An 18839-nucleotide genomic window follows, 5' to 3' on the forward strand; every position below is an offset into this window, starting at 1 on the left:
CGGTCGGGGTCTCACCACTCCGCATAGGAGCCGTCGGGGTGCCGCCAGGTGGGGCTGCGCCAGGCGTGCCCGCGCTTGTCAGCGGTCCGCACCGCGTGTTCGTCGATCTCGATGCCGAGGCCGGGGGCTGTCAACCGCTGCACGTACCCGTCGACGAAGGTCAGCGGGGTCTGGTCGAGGCAGTAGTCGAGCACCTCGGCGCCCTGGTTGTAGTGGATGCCGATGCTCTGTTCCTGAATGAGGAAGTTGGGGGTGGCGAAGCCGACCTGCAGGCAGGCGGCGAGGGCGATCGGCCCGAGCGGACAGTGCGGGGCGAGCTGCACGTCGTACACCTCGGCCAACGTGGCGATCTTGCGAACCTCGGTGATGCCGCCGGCGTGCGCGAGGTCCGGTTGGGCCACGGCGATGCCGGCCTGCAGCACGGGCAGGAACTCCTGCCGGCTGTAGAGCCGCTCCCCGGTGGAGATGGGGGTGGTGGTGCAGCGGACGACCTCACCGATCAGGTGTGAGTTCTCCGGCACCACCGGTTCTTCCAGGAAGAACGGCCGGTACGGCTCCAGCAGCGGGGCGACCCGCCGGACGTTGGCGAGAGTGAACCGGCCGTGGAAGTCGACGGCGACGTCGCGGTCGTCGCCGAGAACCTCACGGGCGACGGCCACCCGCCGCACCACCGCGTCGAGGTCGGCGACCGAGGCGAGCGCGCCCATCGGCCCGGACGCGTTCATCTTCACCGCGGTCAGGCCCGCCTCGACCCGGGCGCTGATCTGGTCGCGGATCTCGGCGGGCTCGTCGCCGCCGATCCAGCCGTAGACCCGGATCCGGTCCCGGACCGGCCCGCCGAGGAGTTGGTGCACCGGGGCGCCGTAGTGCTTGCCGGCGATGTCCCAGAGCGCCTGGTCCAGACCGGACACCGCGCTGGCCAGGATCGGGCCACCCCGGTAGAAGGACCCCTTGGTCAACACCTGCCAGTGGTCCTCGATACGCAGCGCGTCGCGACCCGTGAGCAGTTCGCTGAGCTGGTCGACGGCCGTGCGTACGGTCTCGGACCGGCCCTCGCAGGTCGCCTCACCCCAGCCGACGATGCCGGACTCCGTCTCGATCCGGACGAACAGCCAGCGCGGCGCGACCAGGAAGGTCTCCACCTTCGCGATCCTCGTCATGACCCGGTCAGCCCTTCGTGGCACCGGCGGTCAGGCCGGAGACGACGTACTTCTGCACGAACAGGGCGATCAGCATGATCGGCAGGGTGACCACCGTCGCGGCGGCCATCAGGCCGCCCCAGTCGATGCTGGCGTAGCCGACGAAGTCGAAGATCGCGACGGGGAGCGTCTTCGTGTCGGAGCCGGAGAGCACCAGGGCGAACATGAAGTTGTTCCAGGAGAAGATGAAGGAGAGGATGCCGGCGGTCGCGACGCCGGGCACCGACAGCGGGAGGGTGATCCGCCGGAACGCGCCGATGTGGGTCAGCCCGTCGACCAGGGCGGCCTCTTCCAACTCGGCCGGCAGCCCGTCGAAGTAGCCCATCATGATGTAGACGATCAGCGGCAGCGACACGAACATGTGGCTCAGGATCAGCACGCTGAACCCACCGACCAGCTTCAGGTTCGAGAAGACGTAGTACCAGGGCACCAGCAGCGAGACGCCGGGGATCACCCGGGCCATCAGCACGACGAGCGCGGACTTCTTCATGCTGAACCGGCTCATCGAGTACGCGGCGGGCACGCCGAGCAGGAGCGAGAGCGCGGTGGCCGCGAACGCCACCCAGAGACTGTTGCCGATGAACTGGAGATAGTTGGCCTGCTGGAGAACTGTCTCGTAGTTCTTCAGGCTGGGCGAGAAGACGAACGCCTTGGCGGTGTCGTAGATGTCCACGTTGGTCTTGAACGACGCGGCGATCATCCAGAGCAGCGGCGCCATCAGCGCGAAGACCACGACCACCAGCGCCGAGGTGCGGAAGACGCGGTACGGCTTGCTCGGCTTCATCGGCCCAGCCCCTTCTTGCGATAGGTGAGGGCCCACATCACCCCGATGATGATCAGGAAGAAGATGATGAGGACTGTCGACGAGACGCCGTAGTCGTTGTAGTCGAAGCTGAGGCCGTAGGCGTACACGTTGAGGGTCTCGACCTCGTGGAACGACCCGCCGCCGCGACCCTTGGTGGCGTAGAGGATGTCGAACGTCTTGAGCGCGTCGATGCCGCGCAGCAGGATGGCGACGATCACCGTGGGCATCAGCAGCGGGAGGGTGACGTGCCGGAACCGCTGCCAGCTGCTGGCGCCGTCGATCCGCGCCGCTTCCTGCGGCTCGTCGGAGAGCGAGGTGAGCCCGGCGAGCAGGATCAGCACGACCATCGGGGTCCACTGCCAGATGTCGATGAACATCGTGGTCGGCAGGGCCGAGTGCTGCCCGGCCAGCCAGGGCTGCGGGCCGATCCCGATCCAGCCGAGCAGTTGGTTCGCCATCCCGATGTTGGGATCGAAGATCAGCCGCCACATCATGCCGACCGCCACCGGAGTGGCCACCAGTGGCAGGAGGATCGCGACGCGGACCCACTTCTCACCGCGGAAGGGTCGCCACAGCAGCAGGGCGATCGCCATGCCGAGGATGACCTCGAAGAACAGCACGACGCCGGTGAACAGGACGGTACGCCAGACCGCCGGCCAGAACCGGTCGGTGTCGGTGAGCACGTCGAGGTAGTTCTGGATTCCGATGAACTCCGACTCGGCGCGCACCGAGCCCTCGGCGTCGGTCAGGCTCAGGTACCCGGTCCACGCCACCGGAAAGATGATCAGCACGGCGACGAAGAGCATGGCGGGTGCCGCGAAGAGCCACTTGCGGTGCTCGTTCGTCCACCGTGACCAGGCGGAGTCTTCCTGGACCGCCGCAGGGGCCTCGGGCGTGTCGGTGCGGGGGGTGATGACGGCTGACATGAGGGGTCTCCGGGTTCGGGGGTCAGGTCCCGGCGGGGCGGCGGAGCCGGTCGGCTCCGCCGCCCGGCGGTCGGGCTACTTCGCCTCGTCGTCGAGGAACTTCTGGAACGCCGCGTTGGCCGTCTCCGCCGAGGCGGCGGCGTCCTTGCCGGTGATCGCGTCCACGATCGGCTGGCCGACGATCTCCCGCGCCTCGGCCACCTTGACGACCAGCGGACGGTCGTGGCCGACACCGTTGGCGGTGCTTACCGTGTTCGCCTCGGCCAGGTCCTTCGGGTAGGAGGCGGTACCCGCCGGGTTCGCCCAGACCGAGGTGCGGGCACCGGGTACGCCGGCCGTCTGCTGCGCCAGCGCCTGCTCCTTGCCGGCCGCCCACTGGATGAACTTCCAGGCGTTGTCCTTGTTCTCCGAGCTGTCGTTCACCCCGAGTGCCCAGGACGGGATGTTGTACGGCTTCGAGCCGGCCGGGCCGGCCGGGAAGGCCGCGAAGCCGACCGTGTCGACGACCTTGGACTTGGTCGGGTCGGTGGCGTTCTTGTAGAGCGAGTTGGCCTCGGTGTAGAAGGCGGCCTTGCCCTGCGTGAAGATCGCCATCGCCTCGGACCAGCTCATGTCGGTGCTGATGTTCTCCGGGCCGTGGTCGCGCAGCAGCCCGCCGTAGTAGGCGTACGCCTGCTTGGCCTGCTCGGTGTTGACAGTCGCCTTCCCGCTGGAGTCCACGAAGTCGCCGCCGAAGCTGAAGAGGAAGCTGGAGAACTGGGTGACGGCGGCGGCCTTGCCGGTACGCGCGACGAAGCCGGCGACGCCCGGGTTGTCCGCCTCGATCTTCGCGGCCTGCGCCTTGAGCTCGTCGAGCGTCTTCGGTGGCGCGGTGAAGCCGGACTTCGTCAGCAGGTCCTTGCGGTAGTAGAGGACCTCCTGCTCGGTGATGATCGGCAGCCCGACCACCTTGTCCTCATAGGTCGTCGCCTGCATCGGGCCAGCCTGGAAGTCGCCGATCTCGAAGGCGCTGTCGGACTTGGCCCTCTCGCTCAGGTCGGCGAGGTACTTGTTCTTGGCGAACAGCTTCCCCTCCTGCAGGGGCCGGTACATCATCACGTCGATGTCGTCGGAGCCGGCGTTCAGCTTGACGTTGTACTGGTCGGAGAGCTGGTCCTCACCGAGCTGGGTGACGTCGACGGTGAGGCCGGACTGCTTCTCGAACTCCGGCAGGGCCTTTCTGATGTTCTCCGTCCACACATGGTTGACGAGTGTCACGCGAACGGTCTTGGAGTCTTCGCCGCCGCCGTCGCCACCGCAGGCGGTCAGGCTCATGGCGGCGACCACGGCCAGAGATGTGCCGATTACCAGTCGACGTCGCACGCTGTCTCTCTTTCTGTCGTGGCCGCCCCCGAGAGAGCCGCTACCTCGGCGTTACATCCGCTTAACATCGGGATGCTAGGCCGAAAAAGCTGATTACCTCAAGAGGTAGATGCAAATGATATGATCTTTGAGTGGAACCGTCCTCACCAGAGGTTGCAGCCGCTTCGCCCCTCCCCGCCGAGTCCGGGCTGCACGCGCGCGTCCTCGACCACCTCGGCACCGCCATCTGCGGCGGTGAACTGCCCCCCGGGTCGGTCCTCAACATCGACGAGCTGGTCGAGCGGTACGCCGTGTCCCGCTCGGTCGTCCGCGAGGTGCTGCGGGTGCTGGCCTCGATCGGCTTCATCGAGGCGCGTCGACGGGTGGGCGTGCTGATCCGGCCGGCGAGCGCGTGGAACGTCTTCGACCCGCAGGTGATCCGCTGGCGTCTCGCCTCGGCGGGTCGGATGGCCCAGCTCCGGTCGATCACCGAACTGCGCACCGCGGTCGAGCCGCACGCGGCCTTCCTGGCCGCCAGCCGGATCGGCCGTGACGAGGCCAGCGACCTGGTCGGGTTGGCGGCGAAGATGTGGGCGGCCGGCGAGGCCGGCGACGAGGAACGCTTCCTGCACCTCGACATCGAGTTTCACCGGCGGGTCCTGCTCGCCTCCGGCAACGAGATGTTCGTCCGGCTCCAGGAGCTGGTCGCGGAGGTGCTCACCGGCCGGCACAAGCACCACCTCATGCCGCACCACCCGCACGAGCAGGCCCTCCAGATGCACGCCGATGTCGCCCAGGCGATCCAGCGTCGCGACGGTGAGCGCGCCCGGCAGGCGATGGTGCAGCTGATGGAGCAGGCCTTCGACGAGATGAAGTCGCTGTGGGAGCAGACCGGCGGGCCCGAGCACGGCACCGGGTAGCGACCAGCGCGTGCGTCAGTCGGTACGGAGGCTGCGCGTCAGGACCGGGATCATCACCGTCGCGGCGACGAGGTGCAGCCCCAGCAGAGCGGCGATGGTGGCCGCGTTCGCCCCCGAGACGAACGGTGGGATCAGCGAGAGCGCGGTCAGCGCCACCGCCGTCCACACGAACCGGTGGGCGGGGCGCGCACTCCACCACAGGAGAGCGCCGGCGATGACAACGCCCACCACCGAGAAGAAGCCCGTCACCACGGCGAACCCGGACAACGGGATCGTCTCGCCGCCGCCGTCGGGGATCGCGAAATCGACGCCGACGGCCCGGGCCAGCGCGGCGGCGAGGGTGGTGGCCACCATCGCCGCGAGCGTGGCGACCAGGCCGGTGCCGGCAAGCCTCCGCAGCCGGTGACCCCGGCGGGGCTGGCCCGGTGTCGGCCCGGCGGCGATCTGGGTGTCCTCAGTGCTGGTCATGGCGTCTCCATCGACGGTGAGCTGGCGTACCGGACTGGTTGACTGGCGTGGGACGTCCCGTGGCGTACAGACGCGCACCGTCGCCGTGCGGCGGCCGGGGTTGCGCAGAGCGCGGACGCCGGTGCCGCGCAGCCAGAACCCGGCGTCGCGTCCGAGGACCGGCCCTGGTTCGCCGTCGCGCAGCTCCAGCTGGATCCGTCCGCTGGTGACGACGGCGAACGCGTCGGACCACTGCGCCCCGACCACCGCCGCGCGGGCGCCCCCGGGCAGGGTCAGCGTCCGCATCGGGACTACTCCCTGCCGTCGGCCGGCAGTCGCGGCGGCAGACCGAGCCGCGGGAACTGGTCGGCGTGGAAGATGAAGACCTCGGTGATCGCGCCGCCGGTGACGCGCAGGACGTCGATCGTCAGCGGCAGGTACGCGCCCTCCTGCTCGCGCCAGTGGTAGAAGGCGACAGCGGGTTGCCGGTTCACCGAGGTGGGCACCGCGCGCAGGCCCGACATGGCGTCGAAGCCGTCCTCGACCCAGTTGCCCAGCACCGCGTCGCGGCCGACGGACAGGCCCGGCGTGGGCGGCATCGAGGAGCGGACGTCGTCGCGCAGCATGGTGGCGAGCGCGTCGACGTCGGTGGCCACGCTGGCGTCGGTGAAGCGGCGCACCAGCTCGCGCGTCCCGGCGTCCTCGTCGCCGCCGACCCAGTCCTGCCGCTCGGCGGGCAGGTGCTCCCGCATGCCGGCACGGGCCCGCTGCAGTGCGCTGTTCACCGAGTTGACCGAATCCCCGAGCAGCTCCGCGACGTCCTTCGCCGGCCAGCCGAGCACGTCGCGCAGGATCAGCACGGCCCGTGGACGCGGCGCCAGGTGCTGGACTGCGACCAGGTACGCCAGCTCGATCGTCTCCCGCGCGACGGCGACGCTCTCCGGCTCGTCCCCGTCGCCCGCGGGCAGCTCGTCGAGCAACCGGTCCGGGTAGGGCTGCAACCACAGCACCTCACCGCCGGTCGCCGGCTCCGGGCGGCGCTTGGCGAGCAGGTCCAGGCAGGCGTTGGTGGCGATCCGGTACAGCCATGCCCGGAACGTCGACCGCCCCTCGAACGTCTCCCGCCGCCGCCAGGCCCGCAGGAACGTCTCCTGCACCGTGTCCTCGGCGTCCTCGAACGAGCCGAGCATCCGGTAGCAGTGCACGTGCAGCTCCCGCCGGTGCCGCTGTGCCAGCCCCGAGAACGCCGGCTCGTCGACCTCGCCGAGACCGCTCACAACCATCTCCTGCAACCGTGTGTCCGCACTCATCACGTCATCCTTCCGCCTCGTCATGTCCTGTCGGAGGTATGACGGGCGCGGACGCGACAACTCATCACTCGGGATGGGCGCTCGTCGGCGGCGGGCGATGGCGGGGTGGTGCTGGGATCATGTCCAGATGAGCGAGGAGCAGGCGCGGGTGCTGTCGCATCGAGGTATCCGGCGGCCGTACTGATCCGACAGCGACCGACGGCAGCTGGTCGCACCAACCCGCACGGTCGTCGTGGGGCAGACGTCCCGACCAGCCTGATGACTCACAGGCATCATGATGCCTGTGAGTCATCACGCTCGCGGGCGCATCCGCCGCTCGGCGGAGCACCCGGGTCCCCGATGGCTCCGATCAGCACCCGCCCGCACGGCCTGGGGGACGCGGCGCGGTGCTACCGGGCGGTGCCGCCGCCCGATCGGCCCGCACCGGCGGAGGGCCGGTGCGCGATGCGGGGTGCCCGCACGGCGGAGGCGTTGCCGGCTCCGGGGCGGTGGTCGCGCGCCGCGCTGGCCACCATCTCGTCGGCGTCGCGAGTGAGCGCCTGCCGGATGTGCGGCGGAACGACGTCGGACGTGGCCATCGCCAGTCGGACCTGCACCGCGCGGTCGTCGACCAGCCGGGCCAGATCCGCCTCGCTCAGCTCGACGGCCCGCACCAGCGCGGCACGGACGTCGACCACCGGGTCCGCGGCGAGCGCGCTGCGCTGCTCGGCGGTGGTCCGTGGATTGCGGGCGACCCCCTTGCGTACGCGTGCGGTGCGGTCGGCCAACAGGGCGGTGATCACGTCGGGGTCGTGGGTGTGCGTGGCGAGTCGTTCCCGTACCTCGGGTGACACGTCGTCGATCAGCTTGGCGGCCAGCTCCGGCTCCAGCTCCCGACTCTCCGCGAGCAGGCCGCGAAGCTCCTTGTCCGAGGTCTGCGCCATGACCTGGCGGATCGACTCGTCGCACGCCGGGTTGCCGGCGACCGCCCAGCGGACCCACCGGTCGGCGTCCTTGACCAGGCGCATGAGGTTGGCGATCGAGGTGGAGGGGTTCCTCGCCACCGCCTCCCGGACCTGACGATCATGGTCGCGGGTGAGCGGTCGCAGGGCTTGCGCGGGTGCGTCGGCCCGAGCGGCGACCGCCTTGCGGACCAGTACCGACGGGTCGGACGCCAGGTCGATAAGGGTCATTTGTGGCGTTGTGGGGTCCTGGGCGAGCGCGAGTCGAGCGTCAGCGCTCCCGCCGATCGGACGGTGGGCGGTGGTGCCGGACCCGCTGTGACGGTCGGGCTCGCCGACGTCCTGCTGTTTCCCCATCGCGCAATCATGTCACGCGCCCGATTCGGCAGGATCGGCCGCGGGCCGCGCCGGGGCAGGTAGGCGCAGGCCGGACATGCCTCCGTCGACAGGCAGCGACGAACCGGTCACCGACCCGGTCGCGGGCGACGCGAGGTAGACGACGGCGGCGGCCACCTCGTCGGCGGTCACCAGGCGGCCGGTCGGCTGCCGCGAGGCCAGGTGCCGCTTCTCCGCCGTCGGGTCGGCGGCGCCGGCGAGCAGGCGGGCCACCCAGGGCGTGTCGACGGTGCCGGGGGCGACGCAGTTGACCCGGACGCCATCCGTCACCAGGTCGGCGGCCATGGCGAGGGTAAGGGCGTGCACGGCACCCTTCGACGCCGAGTACAGGGCGCGTTTGGGCAGACCCGTGGTCGCCGCGATCGAGGAGATGTTGACGATCGCCGCGGACGACGACCGGCGCAGGTACGGCAGGGCGACGGCGCTGGTGCGGGCCACACCGGAGACATTGACGTCGAGTACCCGGCTCCACTGCTCGTCGTCGTTCTCCTCCACCGTGCCCACGGCCGAGATCCCGGCGTTGTTGACCAGGATGTCGATGCCGCCGAACGCCTCGGCGACCGCTGCGACGGCCGTGCTCAGCGAGGCGCGGTCGGCCACGTCCGCCCGGACGCCGAGGACGCCGGGATCCTCCGGCAGACCCGACAGCTCCAGGTCCAGGACACCCACCCGGGCGCCGGCGGCGGCGAACGCCCGCACACACGCGAGCCCGATCCCCGATCCGCCTCCGGTCACCACTGCCACCAGACCGTCACACCGCATGCTGCTCTCTCCTTCCGAGTAGTTGACGCACCGCCGTCAGGTCGGCCGCGCGGTGAAGCGCGTCCCGGGTCAGATCCAGGCCGGCCCGTCGGGGTACGCGTACGTGGCGAGGCTCTCCGGACGCATCGCGGCGGAGAACCCCGGCGCGCTGGGCGCCACGTAGTGCCCGTCCTTGATCACCACCGGGTCGAGGAAGTGCTCGTGCAGGTGGTCGACGTACTCGACGACCCGGTCACGCATCGAGCCGGACACCGCCACGAAGTCGAACATCGACAGGTGCTGCACCAGCTCGCACAGGCCCACTCCCCCGGCGTGCGGGCAGACCGGCACCCCGTACTTCATGGCGAGCAGCAGGATGGCGACGTTCTCGTTCACGCCGCCCACCCGGCAGGCGTCGATCTGGACGACGTCGACGGCACCGGCCTGGAGCAGCTGTTTGAACACCACCCGGTTCGCCACGTGCTCGCCGGTGGCGACCCGGATCGGCCCGCCGTCGGGTGCGCTGGTGGCGAGGGCGGACCGGATCGCCGCGTGGGCGAGCACATCGTCGGGGCTGGTCGGTTCCTCGATCCACCACGGGTCGTACGGCGCCAACTCGCGCATCCGGTCGACCGCCTCGGCGACGTCCCAGCGCTGGTTGGCGTCGAGCGCGATCCGGATCCGCGGGCCGACCGCCTCGCGGGCGATCTTCAGGCGTCGTACGTCGTCGGCGGCGTCCGCGCCCACCTTCAGCTTGATCTGGGTGAACCCGTCGGCCACGGCCTGCCTGGCCAGCCCGACCACCTTGTCGTCGGAGTAGCCGAGCCAGCCGGGCGACGTGGTGTACGCGGGGTAGCCCCGCTCGGTCAGCCGGGCGATCCGGTCGGCCCGACCCGGCTCGGCGGCGCGCAGGATCTCCAGTGCCTCGTCGGGGGTGAGGGCGTCGGTGAGGTAACGCCAGTCGACCAGGTCGACGATCTGCTCGGGGCTGAGGTCGGCCAGGTAGCGCCAGACCGGCTTGCCCGCCCGCTTGGCGACCAGGTCCCACATCGCGTTGATCACCGCTGCGGCGGCGAGGTGCATCACGCCCTTCTCCGGGCCGAGCCAGCGCAGCTGCGAGTCCTGGGTGAGCGAGCGGGCGAACGCACCGAGGTCCACGGTGTCCGGGTCCAGGCCGACCACGTACGGCACCAGCGCGTCGATCGCCGCCCGGCAGACGTCGTTGCCCCGCCCGATGGTGAAGGTGAAGCCGTGCCCGTCCGGGCCGTCGTCGGTGCTCAGCACCAGGTACGCGGCCGAGTAGTCGGGGTCGGGGTTCATCGCGTCGGAACCGTCGAGGTTCCGCGAGGTGGGGAACCGGACGTCGTACGTGTCGACGGAGGTGATCACCGCCATCAGGCGTCCCGGAGCGTGTTGCGCTGCCGACCGAGGCCGTCGATCTCGACCTCCATCACGTCGCCGGCGGTCAGGTACGGGAAGCGGCCGGAGAGCGCCACTCCCTGCGGGGTGCCGGTGTTGATGACGTCGCCCGGCTCCAGCACTGTGTACTGGGACAGGTGCCAGACCAGGTACGCCACGTCGAAGATCATGTCTTTGGTGCTGGAGTCCTGTCGGGGCTCGCCGTTGACCCAGGAGCGCAGCCGCAGCGCCTGCGGGTCGCCGACCTCGTCGGCGGTGACCAGCCACGGGCCGAGCGGTTGGAACGTCTCGCAGGACTTGCCCTTCGACCACTGACCACCGGAGACGGCGAGTTGGAAGTCCCGCTCGGAGACGTCGTTGGAGAGGACGTACCCGGCGATGTGCCCGAGGGCGTCGGCGGGCGAGGCGAGGTAGCGGGCCGGTCGGCCGATCACCACCGCCAACTCCACCTCCCAGTCTGTCTTCGTCGAGCCACGCGGGATCAGGACCTCGTCGTGCGGGCCGACGACGGTGTTGGGCGCCTTGTAGAAGATGATCGGGTCGGTCGGTGGCGCGGCGCCCGATTCGGCGGCGTGCGCGGCGTAGTTCTGCCCCACGCAGAGCACCACCCCGGGCCGGGCGACCGGTGCGCCGACCCGCTGACCGGTGACGTCGATCTCGGGCAGGTCGGTGGCCTCGCGGACCCTCCGCACGCCGTCGCCGGCGAGGAACTCGCCGTCGATGTCGGCGGTGAGCGACGAGAGGTCGAAGTGCCTTCCGTCGGCGAACAGCACGGGGCGTTCCCGCCCCACGGGCCCGACGCGCATGAACTTCACGAACCAACCTCCAGTGCATAGGTACGAGTCGCGACACAAGCCGGACGGCTGCTCGCGTCGATGATCACGGCGTCGGCACCTGGCTCGGCAGCAGACCCTCGGCCTTGAGATCGGCCCACAGCGCATCGGGCACGTCCCACTCGAACATCGCCACGTTGTCGGCGATCTGCTCCGGGTCCCGGGCGCCGACCACCACGCTGGTGACCGCCGGGTGCCCGAGCGGAAACTGGATCGCCGCGGCCCGCAGCGGTACGCCGTGCCGCTCGCACACCGACCGGATCGCGGTGGCCCGGTCGAGCAGCCTGCGGCCGGCCGGGGCGTAGTCGTAGGGGGCGCCCGGGCTCGGGTCGGCCAGCAGGCCCGAGTTGTAGACCCCGGCGGCGATGATCGCGATCCCCTTCGCCTGGCACAGCGGCAACAGCTCGTCGAGGCCGGACTGGTCCAGCAGCGTGTACCGGCCAGCGAGCATGAAGCAGTCGAAGTCGCCGGCGTGGGCCAGCTCGACCAGCGCCGGGGCCTGGTTCATGCCGGCGCTGACCGCGCCGATCTCGCCGGCCGCCCGCAGCTGCGCCAACGCCGGGTACGCCCCGGCGACCGCCTCGGCGAGGTGGTCGTCCGGGTCGTGGATGTGCGCGATGTCGATCCGGTCCAGCCCCATTCGGGCCAGGCTCTCCGCGTGGGAGCGGCGTACTCCGGCGGCGGAGAAGTCGAACCGGGGCACGAGGTCGGTCGGCTCGGCCCAGAACTCTTGCCGGTCACCACCGTCGGGGACGAGCAGCCGGCCCACCTTGGTGGAGACGGTGAACGCGTCGCGCGGCTTGCCGGCGAGGACCGCCCCGGCGCGTCGCTCGGAGAGGCCGCAACCGTAGAGCGGGGCGGTGTCGAAGTAGCGCAGCCCGAGATCCCAGGCCGCCGCGACGGTGGCGTGCGCGACCTCGTCACCGACGGCGTCGAACATCCCGCCGATCGGGGCGAGCCCGAGCCCGAGCCGGGTCACCACCACGTCGGTACGCCCCACTGTCACTCGTTCGACGGCCTTCACGCGACAACCCCCTGCCCGTCGTGGATGAACCGGATCACCGACTGACTCATCCGCTCGTAGTCGTGGTCGTTGTCCAGTTCACCAACGATGGCGAACTCGCGCATCACCGCGATCCGGTCGGCGAGGGTGACCATCTCCGGCAGGTCCGACGAGATCAGCAGGATGGCCATTCCGCGCGCGGCCAGGCCGGCGATCAATTCGTGGAAGGCCGCCTTGGTGCGCACGTCGATGCCGACGGTGGGCTCGTCGATGATGAGCACGTCGCAGTCGGCCGCCAGCCACTTGGCCAGGCTGACCTTCTGCTGGTTGCCGCCGGAGAGCTGACCGGCGTGCTGGTCGGGCGAGGCGAGTCGGATGCCCAGCCGGTCGGCGTACTCGTCGACGAGCGTCCGCTCGGAGCGGTCGCGGACGAGTCCCAGCCGGGCCAGCCGGCGCCACACGGTCACCGCTGTGTTGCGGGCCACGGTCTGGTCGAGGAAGAGGCCCTCCTCCTTGCGGTTCTCGGTGACGTAGCCGATCCGGTACCGGTGCAGGGCGTCACCCACGTCCCGGATCCGGGCCGGCCGCCCGTGCACCCGCACCTCACCGGCCGTGATCCGGTCGAGGCCCAGCAACGCCTTGGCCAGTTCGCTGCGGCCCGCACCGACGAGCCCGTACAGGCCGACGATCTCGCCGGGGCGAACGGTGAGGCTGACGTCGTGGTGGCCGGCGGCGGTGGCGACGTGGTCGAGCGCCAGCGCCGGTTCGACGTCCGCCGCGACGGCCCGGGCGGCGAGGTGCACCTGCCGGTACGCCCGGCCGACCATCAGGTCGACGATCTCCTCGCGGCTGTGCTCGGCGAGGGGTTCCGCCTCGGCGACGCTGCGCCCGTCGCGCAGCACCGTCACCGTGTCGGCGATCGCGAAGACCTCCTCCAGTTTGTGGCTGACCAGCACTGTGGCGTGACCCCGCTCGGACAGTCGACGCACGATGCCGTAGAGCCGGTCGGCCTCGTCGTTGGTCAGTGACGCGGTCGGTTCGTCGAGCAGCAGCACTGTCGAGTCGGCCGACAACGCCTTGGCGATCTCCACCAGCTGGAGTTGGGCCACCGACAGCCGCGACACCGGCAGGTCGGGGTCCAGGTCGAGGTCGAGCAGTTCGAGGCAACGGCGAGCCTCGGTCCGTAACGCCGCCCGGTCGACCAGGCCGGCGCGGCGGGGCAGATGTTGCAGGCAGATGTTCTCGGCGACGCTGAACGCCGGGATCAGGTTCCGCTCCTGGTGCACCACGCCGATGCCGGCCCGCTGGGCGTCCTGCGGGTTGCCGAGCTGCACCGTACGCGGTTGCCCGTCCGGTCCGGGCAGCCGCAGCTGCCCACCGTCCGGCCGGTACACCCCGGTCAGGATCTTGATCAGGGTGCTCTTGCCGGCGCCGTTCTCGCCGAGCAGCGCGTGCACGCTGCCGGCGGCCACTGTCAGCGTCGCCTCGTCCAGGGCGCGCACCCCGGGGAACGTCTTGACCAGTTTCTCCGCGGCCAGCACGACGCTCATCGGGTACCTCCGGAGAGCTTGTCGCGGAACTGCCCGAGCAGCACCGCGCCGAGGACCACCGCGCCGATGATGAGGTCCACCCACCGCCGGTTGATGTCGAACTGCGACTGGCTCACGTCGACGAGCCGTACCAGAAAGGCAGCGAGCACCGTGCCGGTCACGCTGATCATGCCGCCGGCCAGGGCCACACCGCCGATGATCGGTGCGGCGAAGCTGGGCAGCAGCAGGTCGTCGCCGATCGAGGCGTTCACCGAGCCGAAGGCGGCCACCACGATCACCGCGGCGAAGCCGGCCAGCAGCCCCGACAGGGTGTGGGCCAGCACCAGCGCCCGGTCGTTCGAGATGCCCGACAGTCGGGCGGCGAACGGGTTGCCGCCGGAGGCGAGCAGGTGCCGGCCGGGCACCGTGCGCCGGAAGAAGAGGGCGACAGCGACGGCGCTCGCCACCGCCAGCAGGAAGACCACTGGCACGCCGGCCAGCGACGCCTGCCCGAACTCCCGCAGGCCGGGCGAGTAGCCCTGGTAGGTGCCGGTGCCGTTCACCCCGTACCGCAGTCCTTCGAGGATCGTCATGGTGGCCAGGGTGACGATGAACCCGTTGATCCGGGTGAAGATCACCAGCAGGCCGTTGACCAGTCCGACGACGGCGCCGAGGGCCAGCGCGGCGAGCACCGCGACCGGGGCGGGCAGCCCGGCGTCGATCATGAGCCAACCCGAGGCCATCGCGCAGAACCCGGTGAGCACGCCCACCGAGAGGTTCATCTGACCGACGGCGAGCACCACCATCTGGGCCAGGCCGATGACGATCGGCAGGGCGAGGAAACGCAGGAAGGCGTCCAGGGTGCCGGCGGTGAGCAGGTTGAAGTCGGTGGCGACCGCGAGCGCCGCGAACCCGAGCGCCGCGATCACCGCGAGGGTGAACTCGTTGGTCCGGATCAGGCTCCTCATGATGGTGACACCGCCCTTCGCTCGGCGAGCACGGCCCGCAGCCGGTCCAGCGACAGCGCCGCGAGCAGCACCAGTCCGATGTAGAGCTTCAGTTCCTCCAGGGAGAACTGGAGCAGGTTGAGTCCCTTGTAGATGACCTGGGTGAGGGTCGCCCCGAGCGCGGTGCCGAGGACGCTGACCGCGCCACCGGCGAGCAGCGTCCCACCGAGCACCGGGGCCAGGAACGACGGCAGCAGGAACGACTCCCCGATGGTGGCGGAGAAGGCGCCGTTGTTGGCGGCGAGCAGGAACCCGGCCAGCGCGGCGAGCAGCCCGCTCAGCGCGTGCGCGGCGACCACCCGCCGGTGCGTGGGAATACCGGACAGCTCGGCGGCGACCGGGTTGGAGCCGGTCATCAGGATCTCCCGGCCCAGCCGGGCACGCCGGAACAGCAGCCCGACACCGAGCGCCGCGGCCACCGCGATCGGCACGACCAGCGGGATCCGGGGCCCGCAGACCTCGCCCATGCAGTAGTCGGCGAAGGTGTCGAAGCGCAGCGCGGAGAGCCCACTCGGCTGCACCGCGAACGACACCCCGCCGGTCGCCCAGGTGTAGAGGATGGTGACCAGGCCGAGCAGCCCGAAGTCGAGCGCGAGGGTCACCACGAACGAGTTCACTCCGGTCTTGGCGATGAGCAGGCCGGCGAGCGCGCCGATGCCCGCCCCGACGGCGAGACCCACGAGCAGCCCGACCAGCAGCGGTACGCCGAGCCGGTCGTAGGCCAGGCCCATCGCGAAGGTGGAGAGCGCGGCCATCCGGCCCACGGCCATGTTCATGTGCCCGAGCGACAGCACGGCGAGTTGGGCGAGACCGACCACGGCGTACACGCTGATGTCGGCCTGCAGCGGTGCCAGGGTGAGGCGGGGGTCGAGGAACGCGGGGGTGAGCGACGAGAAGAGCGCGACCAGCACGGCGATGACGATGAGCAGGCCGAGCCGGGGGTTCGCCCAGACCGGCAGGGCCCTGGTCGGCGGCCGGGGCTCCGCGGCCGGGGGTGCCGCCGACGCCTCCGGCGCTGTTTCCGTCTTCACGCCACCCTCCTGTCCTCGATCGCGTCGCGGTCCCAGTCGATGCCGAGGCCCGGCTCGTCGGGGGCGAGCGCGTGGCCGTCGACGATCGCGATCTCGGTCCGGGTGATCGCGCGCAGTTGTGGGATGTGCTCGACGTAGCGGCTGTTCGGCACGGCCGCGCAGAGGCTCACGTGCAGTTCCATCAGGAAGTGCGGGCAGACCACCACGTTGCAGGCCTCGGCCAGGTGCGCCACCTTGAGCCACGGGGTGATGCCGCCGATGCGCGCCACGTCGACCTGGACGACGCCGGCGGCCTGCCGACGCAGGTACTCGGCGAACTGGCCGATCGAGTACATCGACTCCCCCACCGCGACCGGGATGCTGGTCGCGCGGGCCAGCAGTTCGTGTCCCGCGATGTCGTCGGCCGGCAGCGGCTCCTCGAACCAGGCGAGCTGGTGCGGTTCGAGCAGCCGGGCCCGGCGGATCGCCTCGGCGGCGGTCAGCGACTGGTTGGCGTCGACCATCACGTCGACGTGGTCGCCGAGGGCAGCCCGGACCGCGCCGATCCGGGCGGCGTCCTCGGCCGGGTTCGGCTTGCCGACCTTCAGCTTGACGCCGGGCCAGCCGGCCGCCTGGGACGCCTTCGCGCCGGCGACCAGCTCGTCCTCGGTGAGGTGCAGCCAGCCGCCCTCCGTGTCGTACAGCGGGACGCGGTCCTTGGCGCCACCGGCGAGCACCCACAGCGGCAGACCGGCGGCGCGGGCGCGCAGATCCCACAGCGCGGTGTCGATCGCGGCGAGCGCCAGCGAGGTGATGGCCCCGACGGCGGTGGCGCGGGTGGCGGCGTGCAGGTCACGCCAGATCGCCTCGACCCGCGCGGCGTCGCGGCCGACCAGGTGCGGCAGCAGGTAGTCGCGCAGCAGCGCGAGCACCGCGGTGCCGCCGGTCCCGATCGTGTACGCGTACCCCGTGCCGTGCCCGTCGTCGGCCGTGCGCACCTCGACGAAGATCGTCTCCTGCTTGAGGAACGCCTGTACCGCGTCGGTGCGGACGGTCTCCACGGGAATGTCGACGAGGTACGCCTCGGCCGTGGTGATGCTCGACATCAGCTGCACTTGAGCAGGTCGCCGTCGAACTTCTTCCGCAGTGCCTCGGTGGTGGCGGTGCGGTCGGCCTCGTAGCCGTCCAGGTTGTCCTTCGTCACCACGAACGAGCCCGAGTCGATGGTCACCCCGGGTTCGGCCATGGTGCAGCCGCCGCTGAGCTTCATCAGGGCGTACGAGCCGACCTGGGCCTGACCGACGGGGTTCTGCAGGACGGTGGCGGCCACCGAGCCGCCGCGCAGCCCGTCGAGGACCGTCGGGTCGTCGTCGATGGCGATGACCTTGATGGGCAGCTTCGACTGGCGGACACCCTCGGCCGAGGCGACCGCCGGGTTGTAGGCGGTGTTCACGATCCCCTGGATCTGCCGGCCCTTCGCGGCGAGGAGGTCGGCCACGGCCTTCTGCGCGCTCTGCAGGTCCTTGTCGATGTCGGTGACGCTCTGGATCAGGGTCACCTTGCCGCCGGTCTCGGCGACCGCCTTCTCCACGCCCGCGATCCGGCGTTGGGTGTTGGAGTCGACCTTGTTTCCGGTCAGGTGGACCAGGTTGCCCTGACCGCCCATCGCGTCGATGGCGGCCTTGGCGCCCTTGTACGCGGCGACCTCCACGTCGGTGGAGAGGCAGAAGTCGGCCTTGTTGGCGCCGGCTGGGCAGGAGGCCAGCGAGCCGACGGGGAAGCCCTGCCGCTTGAGGTCCTCGAAGGTGGAGTTGATGTTGTCGGGTGAGACGCCGAAGACCCCGAAGGCGTTGTAGCCCTGCGCGGCGAGGGACTTGAGCACGTCGTTCTGCTTGGTCTGGTCCCAGCCCGCGGTCTCGTTGAAGGTGACGTCGCCGAGCGCCAGCTCGGTCTTGGCCTTGGCCCCGGCGTCCTTCCACGGCTGGAAGTACGGGTGTGAGCCGCCGGGCACGAGCGCGACCTTGACCTGCGCCGGTTCCCGGCCACCGGCCTCGGCGGTGGTGTCGCTCTTCTTCGTGCAGGCCACAGTGGTCGTGGCGAGGGCCACGACGGTGAGGCCCGAGCCGATTCGGGACAGCATTCTGCGCGACATGTTCGTCTCCTCGGGGGTGGTGGTGCGAGACGGTGGCAGGGAAACCTATTTCCTATAGGATGTTGCTTTGCTAGTGTGTACTCGCTCACACCGGAACAGTCAAGGGGTTGTTGAGGAGACGAGATGGCCCAGCAGGAACCTCGCGAGGGTCGACTCCGTCCCGCCCGTCGACTCACCCTCGCCGAAGACGTCTACGAGTCGATCAAGACGCTGGTCATGGACCACATCCTGCCCCCCGGTGAGCGGGTCAACATCGACGCGCTGGCCCGGGAGCTGGACGTCTCCCCCACCCCGGTGCGGGAGGCACTCGCCCGGTTGGAGGCCGACGGCCTGGTCCGGAAACGCCCCCTCTCCGGCTACACCACCACGCCGCTGCTGACCCGTGCCGAGTTCGACGACCTGTTCGACGTCCGCCAACTGCTGGAGGGCGCCACCGCCGGGCGGGCCGCCACGCACGCCTCCGCCGAAGCCCGCGAACGGATCAGCGTCGAGGCGGCCGCGAGCATCGACGTGGAGGCCGGCGACGGATATCGCCGGCACGCCGCCTTCACCGCGCTGGACGCGAAGTTCCACGACCTGATCGCCGAGGTCTCCGGCAGCCCACTGCTGCGCGACACCATCACCCGGCTGCACTCACACCTGCACCTGCACCGGCTCTACTTTCCGGTCACCGGCGCGCCGGACACCAACACCGAGCACCAGCGCATCGCCGCCGCCATCGTCGCCGGCGACGCGGCGGCCGCCACCGAGGCGATGCGCGCCCACCTCAGCGCCGCCCGGGAACGCCACCTGCCCGCCTTCGACCGGCTTCCCGCCCCCGGGTCACCGCGCGACCCGGCGTGACCCACCCCCGACCCGTC

18 protein-coding genes are annotated in these 18839 nt (G+C 70.6%); 2 read left to right on the forward strand and 16 right to left on the reverse strand.

All coding sequences use genetic code 11. From position 1 onward, the window contains the following. Nucleotides 1-11 precede the first annotated feature (11 nt). The 4 genes from dgoD to AB0C03_RS24360 form a co-directional block, all read right to left on the reverse strand. Nucleotides 12-1160, reverse strand: coding sequence for a galactonate dehydratase (gene dgoD / locus AB0C03_RS24345; protein WP_357638985.1), 1149 nt, complete (start codon nt 1158-1160; stop codon nt 12-14). A 7-nt stretch (nt 1161-1167) separates the two neighbouring features. Next, complete coding sequence (locus tag AB0C03_RS24350) at nt 1168-1983, reverse strand: carbohydrate ABC transporter permease (RefSeq protein ID WP_210858458.1); 816 nt, start codon at nt 1981-1983, stop codon at nt 1168-1170. Then, the gene (locus tag AB0C03_RS24355; RefSeq protein WP_209444522.1) at nt 1980-2930 is read right to left on the reverse strand and encodes a carbohydrate ABC transporter permease; all 951 of its coding nucleotides are present in this window, start codon (nt 2928-2930) and stop codon (nt 1980-1982) included. Before AB0C03_RS24355 ends, AB0C03_RS24350 begins: the two co-directional genes overlap by 4 nt. A 75-nt stretch (nt 2931-3005) precedes the next feature. Beyond that, complete coding sequence (locus AB0C03_RS24360) at nt 3006-4292, reverse strand: ABC transporter substrate-binding protein (protein ID WP_030330502.1); 1287 nt, start codon at nt 4290-4292, stop codon at nt 3006-3008. A 131-nt stretch (nt 4293-4423) separates the two neighbouring features. Here AB0C03_RS24360 and AB0C03_RS24365 point away from each other — a divergent pair, with 131 nt between their 5' ends. Continuing rightward, nucleotides 4424-5191 carry a FadR/GntR family transcriptional regulator gene (locus AB0C03_RS24365; protein ID WP_030330504.1) on the forward strand — a complete coding sequence of 256 codons (768 nt, stop codon included), beginning with the start codon at nt 4424-4426 and terminating at the stop codon, nt 5189-5191. Nucleotides 5192-5206: 15 nt separating this feature from the next. Here AB0C03_RS24365 and AB0C03_RS24370 read toward each other — a convergent pair whose 3' ends face one another. The 12 genes from AB0C03_RS24370 to AB0C03_RS24425 all read right to left on the reverse strand — a co-directional run bounded on the left by AB0C03_RS24370 (nt 5207) and on the right by AB0C03_RS24425 (nt 17979). Then, entirely contained in the window at nt 5207-5944 is a 738-nt protein-coding gene (locus AB0C03_RS24370) for a DUF6069 family protein (RefSeq protein ID WP_030330506.1), read from the reverse strand. A 5-nt stretch (nt 5945-5949) separates the two neighbouring features. Further along, on the reverse strand, nt 5950-6948 hold the full coding sequence (locus AB0C03_RS24375) for an RNA polymerase subunit sigma-70 (protein WP_210864453.1): 999 nt from the start codon (nt 6946-6948) through the stop codon (nt 5950-5952). 389 nt (nt 6949-7337) lie between these two features. Next, nucleotides 7338-8120 carry a hypothetical protein gene (locus AB0C03_RS24380; protein WP_357638989.1) on the reverse strand — a complete coding sequence of 261 codons (783 nt, stop codon included), beginning with the start codon at nt 8118-8120 and terminating at the stop codon, nt 7338-7340. A 138-nt stretch (nt 8121-8258) separates the two neighbouring features. Beyond that, nucleotides 8259-9047 carry an SDR family NAD(P)-dependent oxidoreductase gene (locus tag AB0C03_RS24385; protein WP_357638991.1) on the reverse strand — a complete coding sequence of 263 codons (789 nt, stop codon included), beginning with the start codon at nt 9045-9047 and terminating at the stop codon, nt 8259-8261. Between the two features lie 69 nt (nt 9048-9116). Further along, nucleotides 9117-10421 (reverse strand): enolase C-terminal domain-like protein, encoded by a 1305-nt coding sequence (locus AB0C03_RS24390; RefSeq protein WP_357638993.1) that lies wholly within the window; start codon nt 10419-10421, stop codon nt 9117-9119. Continuing rightward, a complete protein-coding gene (locus AB0C03_RS24395) occupies nt 10421-11260 on the reverse strand; it encodes a fumarylacetoacetate hydrolase family protein (protein WP_030330514.1) in 840 nt (279 codons plus the stop codon). Before AB0C03_RS24395 ends, AB0C03_RS24390 begins: the two co-directional genes overlap by 1 nt. A 64-nt stretch (nt 11261-11324) precedes the next feature. Further along, entirely contained in the window at nt 11325-12302 is a 978-nt protein-coding gene (locus AB0C03_RS24400) for an aldo/keto reductase (protein ID WP_030330515.1), read from the reverse strand. Beyond that, complete coding sequence (locus AB0C03_RS24405; protein ID WP_357638996.1) at nt 12299-13831, reverse strand: sugar ABC transporter ATP-binding protein; 1533 nt, start codon at nt 13829-13831, stop codon at nt 12299-12301. The genes AB0C03_RS24400 and AB0C03_RS24405 overlap by 4 nt, the downstream gene beginning before the upstream one ends. Next, a complete protein-coding gene (locus AB0C03_RS24410; protein ID WP_036411135.1) occupies nt 13828-14778 on the reverse strand; it encodes an ABC transporter permease in 951 nt (316 codons plus the stop codon). Before AB0C03_RS24410 ends, AB0C03_RS24405 begins: the two co-directional genes overlap by 4 nt. After that, nucleotides 14775-15848, reverse strand: coding sequence for an ABC transporter permease (locus tag AB0C03_RS24415; protein WP_030330521.1), 1074 nt, complete (start codon nt 15846-15848; stop codon nt 14775-14777). The genes AB0C03_RS24410 and AB0C03_RS24415 overlap by 4 nt, the downstream gene beginning before the upstream one ends. Then, the gene (locus tag AB0C03_RS24420; protein WP_030330523.1) at nt 15845-16933 is read right to left on the reverse strand and encodes a mandelate racemase/muconate lactonizing enzyme family protein; all 1089 of its coding nucleotides are present in this window, start codon (nt 16931-16933) and stop codon (nt 15845-15847) included. Before AB0C03_RS24420 ends, AB0C03_RS24415 begins: the two co-directional genes overlap by 4 nt. Further along, nucleotides 16933-17979: a sugar ABC transporter substrate-binding protein gene (locus AB0C03_RS24425; RefSeq protein ID WP_210864458.1), complete on the reverse strand. Its 1047-nt coding sequence runs from the start codon at nt 17977-17979 to the stop codon at nt 16933-16935. The genes AB0C03_RS24420 and AB0C03_RS24425 overlap by 1 nt, the downstream gene beginning before the upstream one ends. A 123-nt stretch (nt 17980-18102) precedes the next feature. On the opposite strand from AB0C03_RS24425, the gene AB0C03_RS24430 reads away from it, so the two are divergent. Continuing rightward, on the forward strand, nt 18103-18822 hold the full coding sequence (locus tag AB0C03_RS24430; protein WP_357639000.1) for a GntR family transcriptional regulator: 720 nt from the start codon (nt 18103-18105) through the stop codon (nt 18820-18822). Nucleotides 18823-18839: the final 17 nt, after the last annotated feature.

The organism is Micromonospora parva (assembly GCF_040649675.1).
Classification (GTDB): Bacteria; Actinomycetota; Actinomycetes; order Mycobacteriales; family Micromonosporaceae; genus Micromonospora; species Micromonospora parva.